13 protein-coding genes and 1 pseudogene are annotated in these 15,523 nt (G+C 65.1%); 6 read left to right on the plus strand and 8 right to left on the minus strand.

What is annotated here, in order from left to right; genetic code table 11:
- The first annotated feature begins 59 nt into the window (after positions 1 to 59).
- The gene (locus WDM24_RS38240; protein ID WP_338829374.1) at positions 60 to 1,508 is read left to right on the plus strand and encodes a glutamine synthetase family protein; all 1,449 of its coding nucleotides are present in this window, start codon (positions 60 to 62) and stop codon (positions 1,506 to 1,508) included.
- Positions 1,509 to 1,556: 48 nt separating this feature from the next.
- On the opposite strand, the gene WDM24_RS38245 is transcribed toward WDM24_RS38240, so the two are convergent.
- Positions 1,557 to 2,654 (minus strand): enolase C-terminal domain-like protein, encoded by a 1,098-nt coding sequence (locus WDM24_RS38245; protein WP_338829375.1) that lies wholly within the window; start codon positions 2,652 to 2,654, stop codon positions 1,557 to 1,559.
- A 5-nt stretch (positions 2,655 to 2,659) separates the two neighbouring features.
- Between WDM24_RS38245 and WDM24_RS38250 the strand changes: the two genes are divergently transcribed.
- Positions 2,660 to 3,355 (plus strand): helix-turn-helix domain-containing protein, encoded by a 696-nt coding sequence (locus WDM24_RS38250; RefSeq protein WP_338829376.1) that lies wholly within the window; start codon positions 2,660 to 2,662, stop codon positions 3,353 to 3,355.
- Between the two features lie 226 nt (positions 3,356 to 3,581).
- Here WDM24_RS38250 and WDM24_RS38255 read toward each other — a convergent pair whose 3' ends face one another.
- The 5 genes from WDM24_RS38255 to WDM24_RS38275 form a co-directional block, all read right to left on the minus strand.
- A complete protein-coding gene (locus WDM24_RS38255; protein WP_338829378.1) occupies positions 3,582 to 4,310 on the minus strand; it encodes an ABC transporter ATP-binding protein in 729 nt (242 codons plus the stop codon).
- Positions 4,303 to 5,082 carry an ABC transporter ATP-binding protein gene (locus tag WDM24_RS38260; RefSeq protein WP_338829379.1) on the minus strand — a complete coding sequence of 260 codons (780 nt, stop codon included), beginning with the start codon at positions 5,080 to 5,082 and terminating at the stop codon, positions 4,303 to 4,305. The genes WDM24_RS38255 and WDM24_RS38260 overlap by 8 nt, the downstream gene beginning before the upstream one ends.
- Entirely contained in the window at positions 5,075 to 6,022 is a 948-nt protein-coding gene (locus tag WDM24_RS38265) for a branched-chain amino acid ABC transporter permease (RefSeq protein ID WP_338829380.1), read from the minus strand. Before WDM24_RS38265 ends, WDM24_RS38260 begins: the two co-directional genes overlap by 8 nt.
- Positions 6,019 to 6,936, minus strand: coding sequence for a branched-chain amino acid ABC transporter permease (locus WDM24_RS38270; RefSeq protein ID WP_166299420.1), 918 nt, complete (start codon positions 6,934 to 6,936; stop codon positions 6,019 to 6,021). Before WDM24_RS38270 ends, WDM24_RS38265 begins: the two co-directional genes overlap by 4 nt.
- Before the next feature lie 262 nt (positions 6,937 to 7,198).
- Positions 7,199 to 8,371: an ABC transporter substrate-binding protein gene (locus WDM24_RS38275; RefSeq protein WP_338829381.1), complete on the minus strand. Its 1,173-nt coding sequence runs from the start codon at positions 8,369 to 8,371 to the stop codon at positions 7,199 to 7,201.
- Positions 8,372 to 8,765: 394 nt separating this feature from the next.
- Here WDM24_RS38275 and WDM24_RS38280 point away from each other — a divergent pair, with 394 nt between their 5' ends.
- Positions 8,766 to 9,305: a DUF805 domain-containing protein gene (locus tag WDM24_RS38280; protein WP_224741318.1), complete on the plus strand. Its 540-nt coding sequence runs from the start codon at positions 8,766 to 8,768 to the stop codon at positions 9,303 to 9,305.
- Positions 9,306 to 9,395: 90 nt separating this feature from the next.
- Here WDM24_RS38280 and WDM24_RS38285 read toward each other — a convergent pair whose 3' ends face one another.
- Positions 9,396 to 10,292: a sigma-70 family RNA polymerase sigma factor gene (locus tag WDM24_RS38285; protein ID WP_338692573.1), complete on the minus strand. Its 897-nt coding sequence runs from the start codon at positions 10,290 to 10,292 to the stop codon at positions 9,396 to 9,398.
- Positions 10,293 to 10,342: 50 nt separating this feature from the next.
- A complete protein-coding gene (locus WDM24_RS38290) occupies positions 10,343 to 10,651 on the minus strand; it encodes a hypothetical protein (RefSeq protein ID WP_338829382.1) in 309 nt (102 codons plus the stop codon).
- Positions 10,652 to 10,833: 182 nt separating this feature from the next.
- On the opposite strand from WDM24_RS38290, the gene WDM24_RS38295 reads away from it, so the two are divergent.
- The 3 genes and pseudogenes from WDM24_RS38295 to WDM24_RS38305 all read left to right on the plus strand — a co-directional run bounded on the left by WDM24_RS38295 (position 10,834) and on the right by WDM24_RS38305 (position 15,508).
- Entirely contained in the window at positions 10,834 to 12,240 is a 1,407-nt protein-coding gene (locus WDM24_RS38295; RefSeq protein WP_338829383.1) for a DHA2 family efflux MFS transporter permease subunit, read from the plus strand.
- A gap of 114 nt (positions 12,241 to 12,354) precedes the next feature.
- Complete coding sequence (locus WDM24_RS38300; protein ID WP_338829384.1) at positions 12,355 to 13,629, plus strand: NAD(P)/FAD-dependent oxidoreductase; 1,275 nt, start codon at positions 12,355 to 12,357, stop codon at positions 13,627 to 13,629.
- A 297-nt stretch (positions 13,630 to 13,926) separates the two neighbouring features.
- A pseudogene (locus WDM24_RS38305) lies at positions 13,927 to 15,508 on the plus strand (tannase/feruloyl esterase family alpha/beta hydrolase).
- Positions 15,509 to 15,523: the final 15 nt, after the last annotated feature.

Raw genomic sequence — 15,523 nt, forward strand, 5'->3', positions numbered from 1 at the left:
CATCTGAGGTCTGGTCCTTCGGACCATCCCGGAACGACGAACAACAAAGGAGTGACGCGGTGAGCTTTGTCGAGCGTCACGGCCTGTGGTCGGATGAGCAGAAGGAGGCCGCACAGCGCCTCCGCCGCATCGTCGAGGAGAAGAACCTCGAGGTCATCCGCCTCTCATTCCCGGACCAGCACGGCATCCTGCGCGGCAAGACGCTGATCGCCAGCGAAGCGGTGCGCTCGCTCGAGGGCGGCTGCTCGATCACCACGACGATGCTCGCCAAGGACACCTCGCACAAGACGGTGTTTCCGGTGTTCACCGCCGGCGGCGGCTTCGGCATGAAGGAGATGGAGGGCGCGGCCGACGTGCTGATGGTCACCGATCCCACCACGTTCCGCGTGCTGCCCTGGGCGGAGAACACCGGCTGGGTGCTGTGCGATCTCTACTTCAGCGACGGACGGCCGGTGCCGTTCGCGACCCGCAACCTCTATCGCAAGGTGCTCGATCAGCTCGCGCGCCGCGGCTACGATTTCGTCGCGGGCCTCGAGGTCGAATTCCATCTGTTCAAGCTCGACGATGCGCATATGGCGCCGGAGGATGCCGGCCAGCCCGGGCGGCCGCCGTCGGTGAGCCTGCTGTCGCACGGCTATCAGTACCTCACCGAGCAGCGCTACGATCTGATGGAGCCGGCGCTCGAGATCATCCGCCGCGACATCCTCGCGCTCGACCTGCCGTTGCGCTCGGTCGAGGTCGAGTTCGGCCCGAGCCAGTGCGAATTCACCTTCGCGCCGACTGTCGGGCTCGCGCCGGCAGACACCATGGTGCTGTTCCGCTCCGCGGTGAAGCAGATCGCACGCCGCCACGGCTATCACGCGACCTTCATGTGCCGGCCGAAACTGCCGAACGTGTTTGCCTCGGGTTGGCACCTGCACCAGTCGCTGGTGTCGCGCGCCAATGGCGAGAACGTCTTCATGGCCGAGGAAACCGGCAAGGAGACCGGCGAGCCGCTCAGCCCGCTCGGCCGCGCCTGGCTCGCCGGCCTGATCGAGCATGCGCGGGCCTCGACCGTGTTCACGACGCCGACCATCAACGGCTACAAGCGCTACCGCTCCTATTCGCTGGCGCCGGACCGCGCCATCTGGGGCCGCGACAACCGCGGCGTGATGATCCGCGTGCTCGGCGGTGCCGGCGATCCGGCGACCCGGCTGGAGAACCGGATCGGTGAGCCGGCCGCCAATCCCTATCTCTATATGGCTTCGCAGATCCTCTCCGGCCTCGACGGCGTCGACCGCAAGCTCGATCCCGGCCCGTCCGCCGACACGCCCTACGAGACCAAGGCCGCGCTGCTGCCGAAATCGCTGCGCGAAGCGGTGTTTGCGCTCAACGACGATCCGTTCTTCCGCGGGGCGCTGGGACCTGAGTTCGTCGACTATTACGTCTTCATCAAGAACGCGGAGATCGAGCGCTTCCAGGCCGAGGTGTCGGACTGGGAGCAGCGCGAATATTTCGAGATGTTTTGAGGGGAGCGCCCCGCGCGGGACAAGCCCTCGAACCGGTCCACTCTGCGGCTAGAGACTCGCGAGGTTTGCGGCAACAGCCCGTTCGTTCCATTCCAGGCCGAGGCCGGGCGCGTCAGGAATATGCAAAAGGCCATCCTTTATTTCATATGGCCGTTCGAGAATTGGATCGGCCCAATCCTGCCACTCTAGCCAATGTGCGGTCTCCGTTGCACGCATGACATGAGCGGCCACTTCCGGATAAAGATGCGTTGACATCGGTATGCCTGCTGCGCCGGCGATCGCTGCCGCGCGCATCCAGCCCGTCACTCCGCCGATGCGCATGAAATCAGGCATTACCAGGTCGCAAGCCTTTTTCGCGATCGCCTTATGCATCTCCCTCGGGCCATAGAAGTTCTCCCCGATCTGAATCGGTGTCTTCAGTTCTGCCGCAAGCTGGGCGTGCCCGTCGAGATTGTCGTAGAGCACGGGTTCTTCGATCCAGTCGAGGCCGTGGTCGTCGATCATATGGCAGCGCTCGATGGCCTCGGCGAGATTTAGCCCCTGGTTGTAGTCGACCATCAGATGCATGCGCTCACCGACCGCTTTATGCACCGCGTCGAGCGTCGCCAGATCTTCGCGCGGATCGCTTCGGCCGAGCCGCAATTTCAGAGCGGAAAATCCTCCTTCGTTCCGCAACTCCAAGGCTTCGGCTGCGACGGCGGCCGGCTCTTTCAACCAAAGGCCGTTGCTGTTGTAGGATCTCACGGCGCCGACCGTAGCACCCAACAGCACGCACAGCGGCTTGTTTGCGGCCTTCGCCAACGCATCCCACGCAGCCATGTCGAGACCCGACGCGGCGATCATCGACAATCCCTCATAGCCGACAAAGTGGAGGGATCTGCGCGCTGCCTCAAAGAGTTCGACCGGCGCCACGCTTCGACCTCTGAGCAATTCGCTGAGGTCATGAAGTGCGGGAACCAGATATCGCATCGATTTCACGATATACGGCTCGAGATAGCTTCGCCCGACGATGCCCTCCTCGGTCACGAGATCGATGAGAACGAGCGGCCACTCCGATATCGTGACAATGCGCGCGACCACAGGCCGCTTCAGCTTGAGCACCACCGGACGGGCTCTGATTTCTCTGAGCGTCAATGGGTCGGGCATGACGATTGCCTTCGCAGCGCGAGGGAAGAAACTGGTTACAACGGGCTGAAAAAGTCACAGATGCCATTCCATTCGGTTTTTCGACCGGTGTAAATTCACTACCTGGTATACTCAGGGGTGACTGCATGGTGCGATCTGCAGAACCGACACGACAGCGCATCCTTGCTGCCGCATACGTCCTGTTTCGCCAGCGCGGATATAGCCGCGTGAGCATGGACGAAATTGCAGCGGCGACGAGGGTGACGAAGCGCACGCTCTACAATCATTTTCAAAGCAAGGATCAGCTGCTCGCCTTCGTGCTTGAAGCCCAGAACGAATTGGCCTTGGCCGCGTTCGCCACGTTCGGCGACAAGCTGTCCGGCTCGCCGGCAGCGATTATTGACGGCCTATTCCGCGACCTCGCGGTCTGGGCCGACCGGCCACGATGGGCCGGCTCGGGATTTACCAGGCTGGTCATCGAACTGGCCGATCTCCCCGGCCATCCTGCACGCGCAATTGCGCGTCGGCACAAGGCATTGCTTGAAACCCATCTCGGCGACTTGCTGAAGCGGGCTGGCGTCCGCGAGGCTCACCGCCGTGCGCGCGAGATCTGGCTGCTCTCTGAGGGCGCAATCTCCTTGATGCTGGTGCATGGCGATCGGGCCTATGCGGCGGCCGCAGCCGATGCGGCCAAACGACTGCTGCGAGGCTCTTCGCGGTGAACCGCGGAAGGCCTCCACGCCCCGTCATCCCCGCGCAAAGGCTTCGCCTTTGTCGCTGGAGGCGCGAGCCTTGCGGCGCAATTGCGCCGCTGGGCGAGCCTCGAAGGATGCTCGGCCCGGCTGGTGGCCGTCGACCCTTCGAGACGCGCTACGCGCTCCTCCAGCGACAAAGGCGAAGCCTTTGCGCGGGGGTGACGGGGCTTGAATCGGTGCGGCGATCAAGCCGTCAAATCCCCAGATACTTGTGCTGCAGCTCCGGCTCGGCGATCAGCTGCTCGCTGGTGCCGCTCCACACCGCCTTGCCGCGCTCGATGATGTAGTGGCGGTCGGCGATGCGGGCGAGGTTTCCAACGTTCTTGTCGATGACCAGCACCGATTGCCCGCGTCCCTTCAGCATCGACAGGCAGCTCCAGATCTCGTCGCGGATCAGGGGCGCAAGACCTTCGGTCGCCTCGTCGAGGATCAGGAGTTTCGGGTTGGTCATCAGCGCGCGGCCGATCGCGAGCATCTGCTGCTCGCCGCCGGACAGCGTGACGCCCATATTGCCTGTGCGTTCGGCGAGCCGCGGAAACAGCGCATGGATCTTGTCGATGGTCCAGGGATCGGAGGCGCCGAACCGATTGCCTGAGGCGGCGACGAGATTTTCGCGCACTGTCAGGTTCGGAAAGATCTGGCGTCCCTCGGGCACCAGGCCGATGCCGAGCTTTGCGATCCTGTAGGACGGCAGGCCGCGCACCGCCTCGCCGGCGAAACGGATGGCGCCTGATCGCGCCGGCGTCAGGCCCATGATCGAGCGAATGGTCGTGGTCTTACCCATGCCGTTGCGGCCCATCAGCGCGACCATCTCGCCCGACCTGATCTGCAGCGACAGGCCGAACAGCACCTGGCTCAACCCGTAGCAGGTCTCGATCGCGTCGACTTCGAGCAGGGTTTCAGCGGCTTTGGTCTCAACCATGGCGCGTCACCGCATGCTGTTCGCCGAGATAGGCGCGCTTGACCTCTTCATGCTTGCGGATCGCATCCGGCACGTCGCAGGCGATGACGCGGCCATAGACCAGCACCGTGATGCGGTCGGCCAGCGCGAACACCGCCTCCATGTCGTGCTCGACCAGCACGATGGTCACTTCCTTGCGCAGCTCCTTGAGCAGCGCGACCATCCGCGCGGATTCGGTGACGCCGAGCCCGGCCATCGGCTCGTCAAGCAGCAAAAGCTGCGGCTTGGTGGCGAGCGCGACCGCGAGCTCGAGCTCGCGCTGCTCGCCATGGCTCAATTGCGACACCAACACATCGGCACGCTTGCCGAGGCCGACGCGCTCCAGCGCCGCGCGCGCGGCGTCGCGCAGACGCCGCTCCTTGCGCGCATTGCCCCAGAAGCGGAAGGAGTGGCCATCGTGCGCCTGCGCCGCCAGCGCGACATTGTCGATCGCCGAGAAATCCTTCAGCAGCGAGGTGATCTGGAACGAGCGCGCCAGCCCGAGCCGGCTGCGCTTGTAGGACGGCAGGCCCGTGACATCGCGGCCGGCGAAGCGGATGGTGCCGGAGTTCGGCATCACCTGCCCGGTGAGCTGGCTGATCAGCGTGGTCTTGCCGGCGCCGTTGGGGCCGATGATGGCGTGCAGTTCGCCCGGCACCACCTCCATCGAGAGGTTGTCGGTCGCGGTGATGCCGCCGTAGCGACGGACCAGATTTTCGACGCGGAGCAGGGGCTCAGCCGAGGAATCAGGCACGGCGCATCCTCCCGAGCAGGCCCATGATGCCGCCGCGCGCGAACAGCACGATCAGGAGCAGCACCGGACCGAGGATCAGTCCCGAATATTCGGTGACCTGCGATAGCAGCTCCTCGAGCAGGAGATAGACGATCGCGCCGATCACGGGGCCGAACAGCGAGCCCATGCCGCCCAGGATCACCATCACCATGAGGTCGCCGGAGCGGGTCCAGTACATCACAGCCGGGCTGACGAAGTCGGTGTTGTTGGCAAGCAGCGCGCCGGCAAGGCCGCAGATGGTGCCCGCGATCACGAAGCAGACCAGGCGATAGCGGTTGGCATGGAAGCCGATCGCCTGCATGCGCTGCTCGTTGGAGCGGACGCCCTGCACCACGAGACCGAAGCGCGAATTGACGATGCGCCAGATCAGATAGAGGCCGCCGAACAGGCAGGCCAGGCAGAGGTAATAGAACTGGGTGCGGTTCGAGAGGTCGATCAGGCCGGCGAAATCGCTGCGCTTGTAGACGGTGAGGCCGTCGTCGCCGCCGTAACGCGACAGGCCGGAGGTGATGTAGTAGGCCATCTGCGCAAAGGCGAGCGTGATCATGATGAAGTAGACGCCGCGGGTGCGCAGCGAGAGCGCACCGATGACAAGCGCAAACAGCGCGGAGACCACGAGCGCCACCGGCCACTGGATGAAGCCGGAGCCGATGCCCTCAGTGGCGAGGATGCCGACCGCATAGCCGCCGATGCCAAGATAGGCGGCGTGGCCGAAACTCATCATGCCGCCATAGCCCATGATCAGGTTCAGGCTGGCGGCGGCCAGCGCGAAGATCACGATGCGGGTGAACAGCGTCAGGATGAAGATATTGCCGGTCACTGCCGAATAGACCGGCAGCAGGACCAGGGCAGCGCACACCAGCGCCGCGACGGAATTGGAGGCGTTGAGCTTGGGCATCATCGTTTGGCCGCCGGGAACAGCCCTTCAGGCCGCAGCACGAGGATGATGGCCATCAACAGATAAATCAGCATCGAGGACAGCGCCGGCGCCGCGGTCGAGGCCGCCGCCCCGCTCAGCACCTTGCGCAGCAGGTCGGGCAGGAAGGCGCGGCCCATCGTGTCAATGATGCCGACGAACACCGCGGCCATGAACGCGCCGCGGATCGAGCCGATGCCGCCGATCACGATGATGACGAAGGCCAGGATCAGGATGTTCTCGCCCATGCCGATCTGCACGGTGAGGATCGGCGCCTGCATCAGCCCGGCGAGCCCGGCGAGCGCGGCGCCAAGGCCGAACACCAGCGTGAACAACAGCTTGATGTTGATGCCGAGCGCCCCGATCATCTCGCGGTTGGAGGCGCCGGCGCGGATCAGCATGCCGACGCGGGTGCGCATCACGACCAGATAGAGCAATGCTGCGACCGCCAGCGCGACCACGATGATCATCAGCCGGTAGGCCGGATAGTACACGCCGGGAATGATCTGCACCGGTACGGTGAGCCAGACCGGCAGCGGCAGCGCGAGACCGGCCGGGCCCCAGATCAATCGGACAGCATCGTTGAAGAACAGGATCAGGCCGAACGTCGCCAGCACCTGGTCGAGATGGTCGCGGCCGTAGAGATGCCGGAGCGCGGCATATTCGAGCGCGATGCCGAGCAGCAGCGTGGCGCCCAGCGCCAGCAGCGCGCCAAGCACAAAACTGCCGGTCCATGCCACGAAGGTCGCCGCGAAATAGGCGCCCATCATGTAGAGCGAGCCGTGCGCCAGATTGACGAAGTCCATGATGCCGAACACCAGCGTCAGTCCGGCTGCCAGCAGGAACAGCAGCAGGCCGAATTGCAGGCCGTTCAGCAGTTGTTCGACGACGAGATACATCGTGAGGCTACGTCACCTTCAAAAGAAACAGCGGCAGCGCGGATGCGCCGCCGCATTTACGGCTTGTTGGCCTCCCTCGCCCCGCTCTTGCGGGGAGAGGGTCGGGGCGAGGGGCTCTCTCCACGAATCGAGCTTGTGGAAAGGGCCCCTCACCCGATTGCTACGCACATAGCCGAAGCTTCGCTTCGGCGTACTTCTTCAAGAATGGCCGCCGGAGGCGGCCTATGCTCTCCCCGCAAGAGCGGGGCGAGGTGACTTCAAATCACTTCATCGCGCACTTGTCGTGGAAGCGATCCTGGTCGTCCTTGACGATGGTCGCGACCGTCTTCAGCGAGAGCTGGCCGTCGGCGTCCTTGACCACGTCCTGCAAGTAGAAATTCTGGACTGGAATGTGGTTGTTGCCGTACTTGAACGGGCCGCGCACCGATTTGAAGTTCACCTTCTCCATCTCGGCCTTCATCGCGTCTTTCTTCGTCAGGTCGCCCTTCACCGCGACCACGGCGCTGTTGATGAGGTTGGCAGCGTCATAGGATTGCGCGCCGTAGAAGGTCGGGCGCAGGCCCGGATACTTCTTGCGGTAGTCGGCGACGAACTTCTTGTTCTCCTCGTTGGGCAGATCGTTGACCCATTGCTGCGCGCCGGGAACGCCGAGCGCATTGTCCTTCTGCAGCGGCAGCGACAATTCGTCGATGGTGAAGGCGGTATAGAGCGGGATCTGCTGCTTGATGCCGGCCTGCGCATACTGGTTCAGGAACTGCACGCCGGCCGCGCCGGGATAGAACACAAAGATCGACTCGGCCTTGGAGTTCTTCGCCTTGGTGAGTTCGGCGGAGAAATCGAGCTGGCTCGGCCATACCGTGTATTCCTCGCCGACCACTTCGCCCTTGAAGGAGCTCTTGACGCCGGCCAGCATATCCTTGCCCGCGGCGTAGTTCGGGCCGATCAGGAATACCGATTTGACGCCCTTCTGGTTCATGTAGGTACCGACCGCCTGCGGGGTCTGGTCGTTCTGCCAGGAGGTCGAGAACACGTAAGGCGAGCACAGTTCGCCGGCGAGCTGCGACGGACCGGCATTGGCCGAGATCAGGAAGGTCTTCGAATCGACCGCGGTCTTCAGCGAGGCGAGCAGCACGTTCGACCAGATGTAGCCGACGATGAAGTCGACCTTGTCGGATTGCACCAGCTTCTCGGTCTTCTGCTTGCCGACATCGGGCTTCTGCTGGTCGTCCTCGTAGATCACCTCGACCGGCTTGCCGTCGATCTTGCGGCCGAGATGGTCGAGCGCGAGTTCGAACGAATTGCGCATGTCGTTGCCGATCACGGCGGTCGGACCGCTGAAGGTCGAGACAAAGCCGATCTTGACGCTGTCAGCCGCCGTCGCGGGCTGCGCGAGCGCCAAAGCCATGGCGCCTGCCAGCCAAAATGCCTTTTTCATATTCACTCCCCTCCTCAACCAAAGATCCCGCCAGGCTCGATCACGAGGCCCGGGGGTCACGCTTTACGCGCGTCGTTCTGTGACGTGTTTTGTGCGCGATATCGCAAGTCTGCAGCAAGCACGAACCGACGGCGCTCATTTAGAACCTTCGGCGCATACCCGAGCACCGTGCATCATAATTCGTCTAAACCGGGCAAGGCAAGAAATATAATGCCGGTTGCGTAGGCAACGATTGTCGCAGGCCCCCCGCTCCCCTCCAGAGGCCCCCGCCGCACTGCAGCAGGCTTTAAGGATTCGGTAAAGCGCTCGGAAACCACGTCCCGGGAAGCCCGTCCTGGACTTCATGGTCTCGAAAGCATCGCCGGGCGAGGCTCGGTCCAAAGGGACGCGTCGCATGCTGTTGAATTACATTTTCGGCTTCAACGCCCGGCTCGGCCGGCTGGCCTATTTCTTCTTCAGCTTCGTGGTCGGCTGCGGCTACCTGATGCTGGTGTTCGGCATCACCGGCAATGCACCGGCGAGCGGCAGGACGGATGTGCTGCTAGCGCAGGCCGCCAACAGCATGCCGCTCCTGATCGGCTTTTATGCCGTGCTCGTCATGACCTTCATGCTGCAATCGATGCGCATCCGCGACATCGGATGGGACCCGGTCTGCGTGATGGTGGGTTGGATTGCGCTCGTCGTGATCGACCGGATCGTCGCCGGAAAATATCCGGAATATGCACTGACCTACCAGCACACCGGCACGACGGTCGGCGCGCTCGTCAACCTTGCGCTGATGCTGGCCCTGACGTTCTGGCCCGGCAGCCGCCTCGGCGAAGAGCCGCATGAGACGGGCGATGACGGCTTCTCAAGCAGGGGCAGCACCCCGGCCGCAGCCGGCAACCGCGTTGCGCGTATCGCCAGCGGCGAGTTCGGCGGCAAGACGCGGTAGCGCCCCTCTCTCGACCGTCGTCCCGGCGAAGGCCGGGACGACACCGAGTTTGTGGCACGGTCAGCGAGCCACAGGCTAAGCAGCGACCGCTCACCCTCCGTCCACCGCCCATTCGGCGCCGTCGATCGCATAGGCGGCGTGGCGGAAATCCCTGATCGTCGCAACCTTGTCGGCCGACCAGTCGAGCAGCATGAACGAGCGCGGCGGCGCGCCTTGGGCGTCTGGGTCGAACACCAGGATCGCGGGACGTCCCTCGACCTGTCCAGTCACCAGATGCCAGTCGTGGATCTTCGAATAATTGCCGAAGTAGCGCGACACCTCGGCCTTGCCGTTCAGCCGCGTCCGGTTGACGAGCTCGAGCCTGACGTCATCGGCGATCATGGCGCGGATGGCGTCGAAGTCGCGGGCGTTGAAGCGGCCGACATAGGCGTTGAGCCTGCTGCGATCGGCCGGTGACAAGCCGGGCCGCGGCGCGTCGTCGGGCTCGCGGGCGAATTCCCGCAACTGCGTCCGTCCGCGGTGCAGCGCCGCCTTCACCGCGGGCAGGCTGAAATCCATGATGCCGCAGACCTCCTGCAGCGAGCAACCGAGTACGTCCATCAGGATCACGCTGGAGCGCTGCGCCACCGGCAGGCGCATGAAGGTGCGCAGGCTCGCCGCTGCGATCTCGCGGCGGCTGACGTCATCGAGCTCTCCGGCCATCATGTCCACCTCCTCCGGCGCGTGGAGCGCGTCCTGACGGTTGCGCCGCCTGAGGAAATCGAGCGCGGTGTTGTGCGCGATCCGGAACAGCCAGGCTTCCACGTTCTGGATTGGAGCTGCGGACGCGAAGGCCTCCACCGCCTTGATCAGCGCGTCCTGCAGCACATCCTCGCCGTCGATCACCGATCCGACCATGCGGGCGCAGTAGCGATGCAGCCTTGGCCGCATCGCCGCCAGCAGCGCGTCGACCTCGGTCGCTTCAGGCGCTTGGGGGGGTGAGGTCATGATGGCTCCGCCAGGTCGGTTCAAGGCCGGTCGGTTCACGGCTCGCCGGTTCACGGCTCATCCAGCATACGATAATTGCCGACAATCACAGCACTGCGAACCAGCGGCGGCTCGGCGCAACGATCGCGGATGCCGTCCTGGAAGGCCTGAAATGCCGCGAGCTTCGGGATCGGGCTTGAACCATCCTCGGCCGCGGTCTCGACCATGTGGATGAAGGTGTCGTCCTCCAGCCGCAGGGTCAGATAGCGCACGCCGTCCGGTTTCGCCGCCTTCAGCTCGGCAAACACGGCCGAAACCAGCTCGGCATTCTTCTCGGCCATCTCCGGCTTGGCCTTGTACCTGATCAGGGTCCGTCTCATCGCAACCTCCTTGGCTCGGTCTCTGCGGCCGGAACAGGCCGCGTCAGACCCAAGGACGTTTGCCGACCGCCAAAGGATGCGGTCCGGCAAAGAATATTTTCGGCCGCATCCTTTGCCGGCCGCGGTTCGTCCTGGCCTGCGAAGCGCGCCGCAACCTTGCCGCACGCCAACGGAGAACGACCATGCAGACCCCTCGAGAGCGCGCCGAACAGCGCTGGGTGCTCGGCCTCACCGCGCTGGCATCCTTCATGATGGCGCTGGACGCCATGATCATGACCACGGCCTTCGCGACCATCCGCGCCGATTTCGGCAGCCCGGTGGAGACGCTGCAATGGACCGTCAACGCCTTCAATCTGACCTTCGCGGTGCTGCTGCTAACCGGCGCCGCGCTCGGCGACCGCTTCGGGCGTCGGAAAATGTTCGCAACCGGGATCGGCCTGTTCGTCGCGGCCTCGGCGGCCTGCGCGCTGGCCGGCAACGCCGCGGCACTAATCGCCGCCCGCGCCCTGCAGGGCGCAGGCGCGGCGCTGGTGATGCCGCTGGCGATGGCGATCCTCAGCGGCGCGTTCGGCCGGGAGGAACGCGCCCGCGCGCTCGGCATCTTCAGCGGCATCACCGGATGCGCGCTGATCATCGGCCCCGCGATCGGCGGCTTCATCACCGAGCATCTCGGCTGGCGCTGGATCTTCTGGATCAACCTGCCGATCGGCCTGGTCGCGATTGCCCTCGTGCTGGCGCGGCTGCGCGAAAGTTTTGGACCGGCAGCGCCGCTCGACGTCACCGGACTGACGCTGGTCGCCCTCGCGGCGCTGGCGCTGGTCTGGGGCCTGTTGCGCGGCAACAGCGTCGGATGGGCGAGCGCGGAGGTGACCGGCGCGCTGATCGCAGGCCTCGCACTGGCCGTGGCGTTCGTGTTGTGGGAGCTGCGCGCGACGAACCCGATGGTGCCGATGCGGCTGTTCGCGGCAAGACCGTTTGCCTCCGGCATGGCCGCCAGCGTGCTGTTCTATGCCGCGATGTACGGCGTGCTGTTCCTGCTGCCGCAGTTCCTGCAGATCGCGCTCGGCTTCGACGCCTTCGGCGCCGGGCTGCGGCTATTGCCGTGGACGGCGACGCTGTTCGTCACCGGGCCGATCGCCGGCGCCGCCGTCAACCGGTTCGGCGAGCGCACGCTGGTCATCACTGGTCTGCTGATGCAGGCGATCGGGCTCGGCTGGATCAGCGAGATCGTGAGCCCGTCAGTGCCTTATTCCGCGCTGGTCGCGCCGCTGGTGCTCGCGGGCGTCGGCGTCTCGATGGCGATGCCGGCTGCACAGAACGCAGTGCTGAGCGCGGTTGCCACGAGCGAGATGGGCAAGGCGTCTGGTGTCTTCAACATGGGCCGCTTCCTCGGCGGCATGTTCGGCATCGCGGCACTGGTGGCGAGCCTCGTAACCAATGGCGCCGCCGATTCATCCGGACATTTCACCAGCGGATTTGCTGCCGCGATGAGCCTTGCAGCAACGCTGTCGTTCGCCGGCGCCGTCGCGGGACTGTTCCTGCCGATGCGGCGACGAGCCGTCGCAGCAGCCGCGCCGCAGGATGCATGACGTTGCAACGATTGGGTTTCGCTATCGGGCGATCGGGCATTTCGTGTTGGAATGAGGCTGCGAATGACTACATAATCAAATGACGAAGCCGTTCGGAACCGAGAGCGACATCTCATGACGCAAGCGCCGACCAAACCTCATCGCGTGGTGATCGTCGGCGCCGGCTTCGGCGGGTTGGAAGCCGCCTTCGGTCTCTCCGGCGCGCCGGTCGAGATCACGCTGATCGACCGCCGCAACCACCATCTGTTCCAGCCGCTGCTCTATCAGGTCGCGACCGCATCGCTTGCGACCAGCGAGATCGCCTGGCCGATCCGCTATCTCTTGCGCGACCGGCCCGAGGTGACGACGCTGTTTGCCAATGTCTGCGGCGTCGATGCAGCCGGGAAGCAGGTGCAGCTCGACGACGGCGGCAGCATTCCCTACGACACGCTGATCCTCGCCACCGGCGCGCGCCACGCCTATTTCGGCCATGACGAATGGGAGCCGTTCGCGCCCGGCCTGAAGACGCTGGAGGACGCCACCACGCTCCGGCGGCGCATCCTGGTCGCGTTCGAGCGCGCCGAGCGCGAGACCGATCCGGACAAGCGTGCGGCGCTGCTAACCTTCGTCATCATCGGCGCCGGGCCGACCGGCGTCGAGATGGCCGGCACCATCGCTGACCTCGCCAAGGACACACTGCCGCAGGACTTCCGCCACATCGATACACGCAAAGCGCGCGTGGTACTGATCGAAGCTGGGCCGCGCGTGCTGGCCGGCTTTCCCGACGACCTGTCGGCCTATGCGCAAGCGTCGCTGGAAAGACTCGGCGTTGAGGTGATGCTGGGCGCGCCGGTCACCGAATGCTCGGCCGACGGCGTGGTGTTCGGGGACAAGAGGCTGGAGGCCCGCACCATCGTCTGGGCCGCCGGCGTGCGCGCCTCGCGCGCCGCCGAGTGGCTGAACGCGCCGGCCGATCGCGCTCATCGGCTACAGGTCGAGTCCGATCTCACCGTGCCGGGCCATCCCGACGTCTTCGCCGTCGGCGACACCGTCACGATCAAGGGCCCCGACGGCAATCCGGTGCCCGGCATTGCGCCGGCCGCAAAGCAGGAGGGGCGCTACGTCGCCGCACTGATCAAGGCCCGGCTCGATGGCAGGACGCTCCCGCCGTTCCGCTACAAGCACGCCGGCAGCCTCGCGCAAATCGGCAAGAAGAAGGCGGTGATCGATTTCGGCTGGCTCAAGCTCCGCGGCTCACTGGCATGGTGGATTTGGGGCCTCGCCCACATCTACTTCCTGATCGGCGTGCGCCACCGGATCGCCGTGGCGATGAACTGGCTCTGGATTCACACCCGCGACCAGCGCGCCGCACGGCTGATCACCCAAGGCAGCAGCAAGGTCGCGCAGTAGGCGCTGTCGCGGGTTTCGCGCTCTCGCTCTATCTCCGTCATCCTGAGGAGCGCGGCACGCGCGTCTCGAAGGATCGACGGCCACCAGCGGGGCCGTTCATCCTTCGAGACGCGCTGCGCGCTCCTCAGGATGACGGAGCTGCTTGCAACCATTGTGCACCGACCCCTCGCATGAAATACTTGCCACGGCAACAATTATTGCAGGGAGGAAACAATGCAGATCGATGCGCGCGCATGGGCGCTTGCGGCCTCGCTTGTCACGCTGACGTCATTCGCAGGCGACGCGGCGGCGGCGCAGATGCTCGCCGATCCCGCGGCGACCTGTAGCGGACTTACCGGCCCCGCCGATGGCTGCGATCAAGATCGATAGCGCGGTGCTCCAGGCACCGTCGCCGCTCGCAGTCGTTGAGAAAGGACCGACACCGGCCGGCCGCGTCGTCCCGGCCAATCCCGCCTTCTGCAAGGTGCTCGCCCATATCGATCCCGCCGATCCCACGGCGCCGCCGATCAAATTCGAGGTCAACTTGCCGGTGGAATGGAACGGCCGCTCGCTGCAATATGGCGGCGGCGGCTTCAACGGCGTGCTGATCAGCGGCCTCGGCCTGCCGCCGGCCTATCCGTTCGACAAGGCCTCGCCGCTGGCGCTCGGCTTCGCGACCGTCGGCACCGATTCCGGCCACGAGTCGAAGCCCGGCGAGCCGCCGCAGCTGTTCGCGCTCAACGACGAGGCGTTCGAGAACTTTTCGCACAAGGCCTACAAGAAGGTGCGCGACGCGGCGCGGGCGCTTGTCGTGCGCGCCTACGGCAAACCGCCGGCGAGGATGTATTTCATGGGATCGTCCGAAGGTGGCCGCGAGGCGCTGACCATGGCGCAGCGCTACCCCGACGATTTCGATGGCATTTTCGCGCGCGTACCCGTGATCAACTGGGTGGGGCTGCAGCATGCCGGCACCCGCTCGGGCCTTGTCACGATGGGCGACGGCTGGATCCAACCGGCGCAGGTCAAGCTCGTCGCCGATGCCGTGCTGAAGGCCTGCGACAGGCAGGACGGCTCCGACGACGCGCTGGTGCAGGATCCAGTCGGCTGCAAGGCGGCGTTCAAGCCGGCCTCGCTGGCATGCGCGGCGGGCGAGAGCGGCGACGACTGCCTGACCGACAAGCAGATCGCGGCGATCGACACGCTGCATGCGGCCTACAAATTTTCGTTCCCGCTCGCCAACGGGCTCGACGACTATCCGGGCTGGGGCGTGTCCGGCGAGAACACACCGGCATTCGGCCCGACCGGCGGATGGAAGGCGTGGTGGCTCGGCACCACGGCGCCGGCGCAACCGCCCGCGCACACCAACGGCATCGCCTGGATCTACGGCGCCGGCGGAATCCAGTATGTCTTCGCGCGCGATCCGAAACTCGACGTCACGACCTACAGGCCGGAGGACCACAAGGATCGCGTGCTGCAGGTCTCCGCACTGATGGATTCGACCGATCCGGATCTCAGCCGCTTCCACGCCCATGGCGGCAAGCTCGTGATCCTCGAGCACATGGGCGATTACGCGCAAAGCCCCTATGCCGGCATCCGCTATTTCGAGAACGTCGAGAAGAAGCTCGGCAAGGACAAGACGGCGGAGTTTGCGCGGCTCTACACCGCGCCCGGCGTCGACCATGTCGGCTCCGGCGCACCGGCGAATGTCGACATGCTGGCGGTGCTGGTCGACTGGGTCGAGAACGGCAAGGCCCCCGCCGATCTGGAAGTGACGGAGCAGAAGGTGCAGGCGCCAGGCTTCGAGACACTGCGCGCGCTGCCGCTGTGCCGCTGGCCGGCCTGGCCGCATTACAAGACTGGGCCGATGACCGCGGCGTCGAGTTTCTCTTGCGCACCGTAAAAAGGTCGATCCGCG

The sequence above is a fragment of the Bradyrhizobium sp. 27S5 genome (genome assembly GCF_037217225.1).
In the GTDB taxonomy this organism is placed as follows: domain Bacteria; phylum Pseudomonadota; class Alphaproteobacteria; order Rhizobiales; family Xanthobacteraceae; genus Bradyrhizobium; species Bradyrhizobium septentrionale.

Excerpts from the sequence above, each read along its gene's own strand:
- WDM24_RS38245 (WP_338829375.1), bottom strand. The coding sequence starts at position 2,654 with ATGCCCGACCCATTGACGCTCAGAGAAATCAGAGCCCGTCCGGTGGTG.
- WDM24_RS38270 (WP_166299420.1), bottom strand. The coding sequence starts at position 6,936 with ATGTATCTCGTCGTCGAACAACTGCTGAACGGCCTGCAATTCGGCCTG.
- WDM24_RS38290 (WP_338829382.1), bottom strand. The coding sequence starts at position 10,651 with ATGAGACGGACCCTGATCAGGTACAAGGCCAAGCCGGAGATGGCCGAG.
- WDM24_RS38285 (WP_338692573.1), bottom strand. The coding sequence starts at position 10,292 with ATGACCTCACCCCCCCAAGCGCCTGAAGCGACCGAGGTCGACGCGCTG.
- WDM24_RS38280 (WP_224741318.1), top strand. The coding sequence starts at position 8,766 with ATGCTGTTGAATTACATTTTCGGCTTCAACGCCCGGCTCGGCCGGCTG.
- WDM24_RS38300 (WP_338829384.1), top strand. The coding sequence starts at position 12,355 with ATGACGCAAGCGCCGACCAAACCTCATCGCGTGGTGATCGTCGGCGCC.
- WDM24_RS38265 (WP_338829380.1), bottom strand. The coding sequence starts at position 6,022 with ATGATGCCCAAGCTCAACGCCTCCAATTCCGTCGCGGCGCTGGTGTGC.
- WDM24_RS38295 (WP_338829383.1), top strand. The coding sequence starts at position 10,834 with ATGCAGACCCCTCGAGAGCGCGCCGAACAGCGCTGGGTGCTCGGCCTC.
- WDM24_RS38275 (WP_338829381.1), bottom strand. The coding sequence starts at position 8,371 with ATGAAAAAGGCATTTTGGCTGGCAGGCGCCATGGCTTTGGCGCTCGCG.
- WDM24_RS38255 (WP_338829378.1), bottom strand. The coding sequence starts at position 4,310 with ATGGTTGAGACCAAAGCCGCTGAAACCCTGCTCGAAGTCGACGCGATC.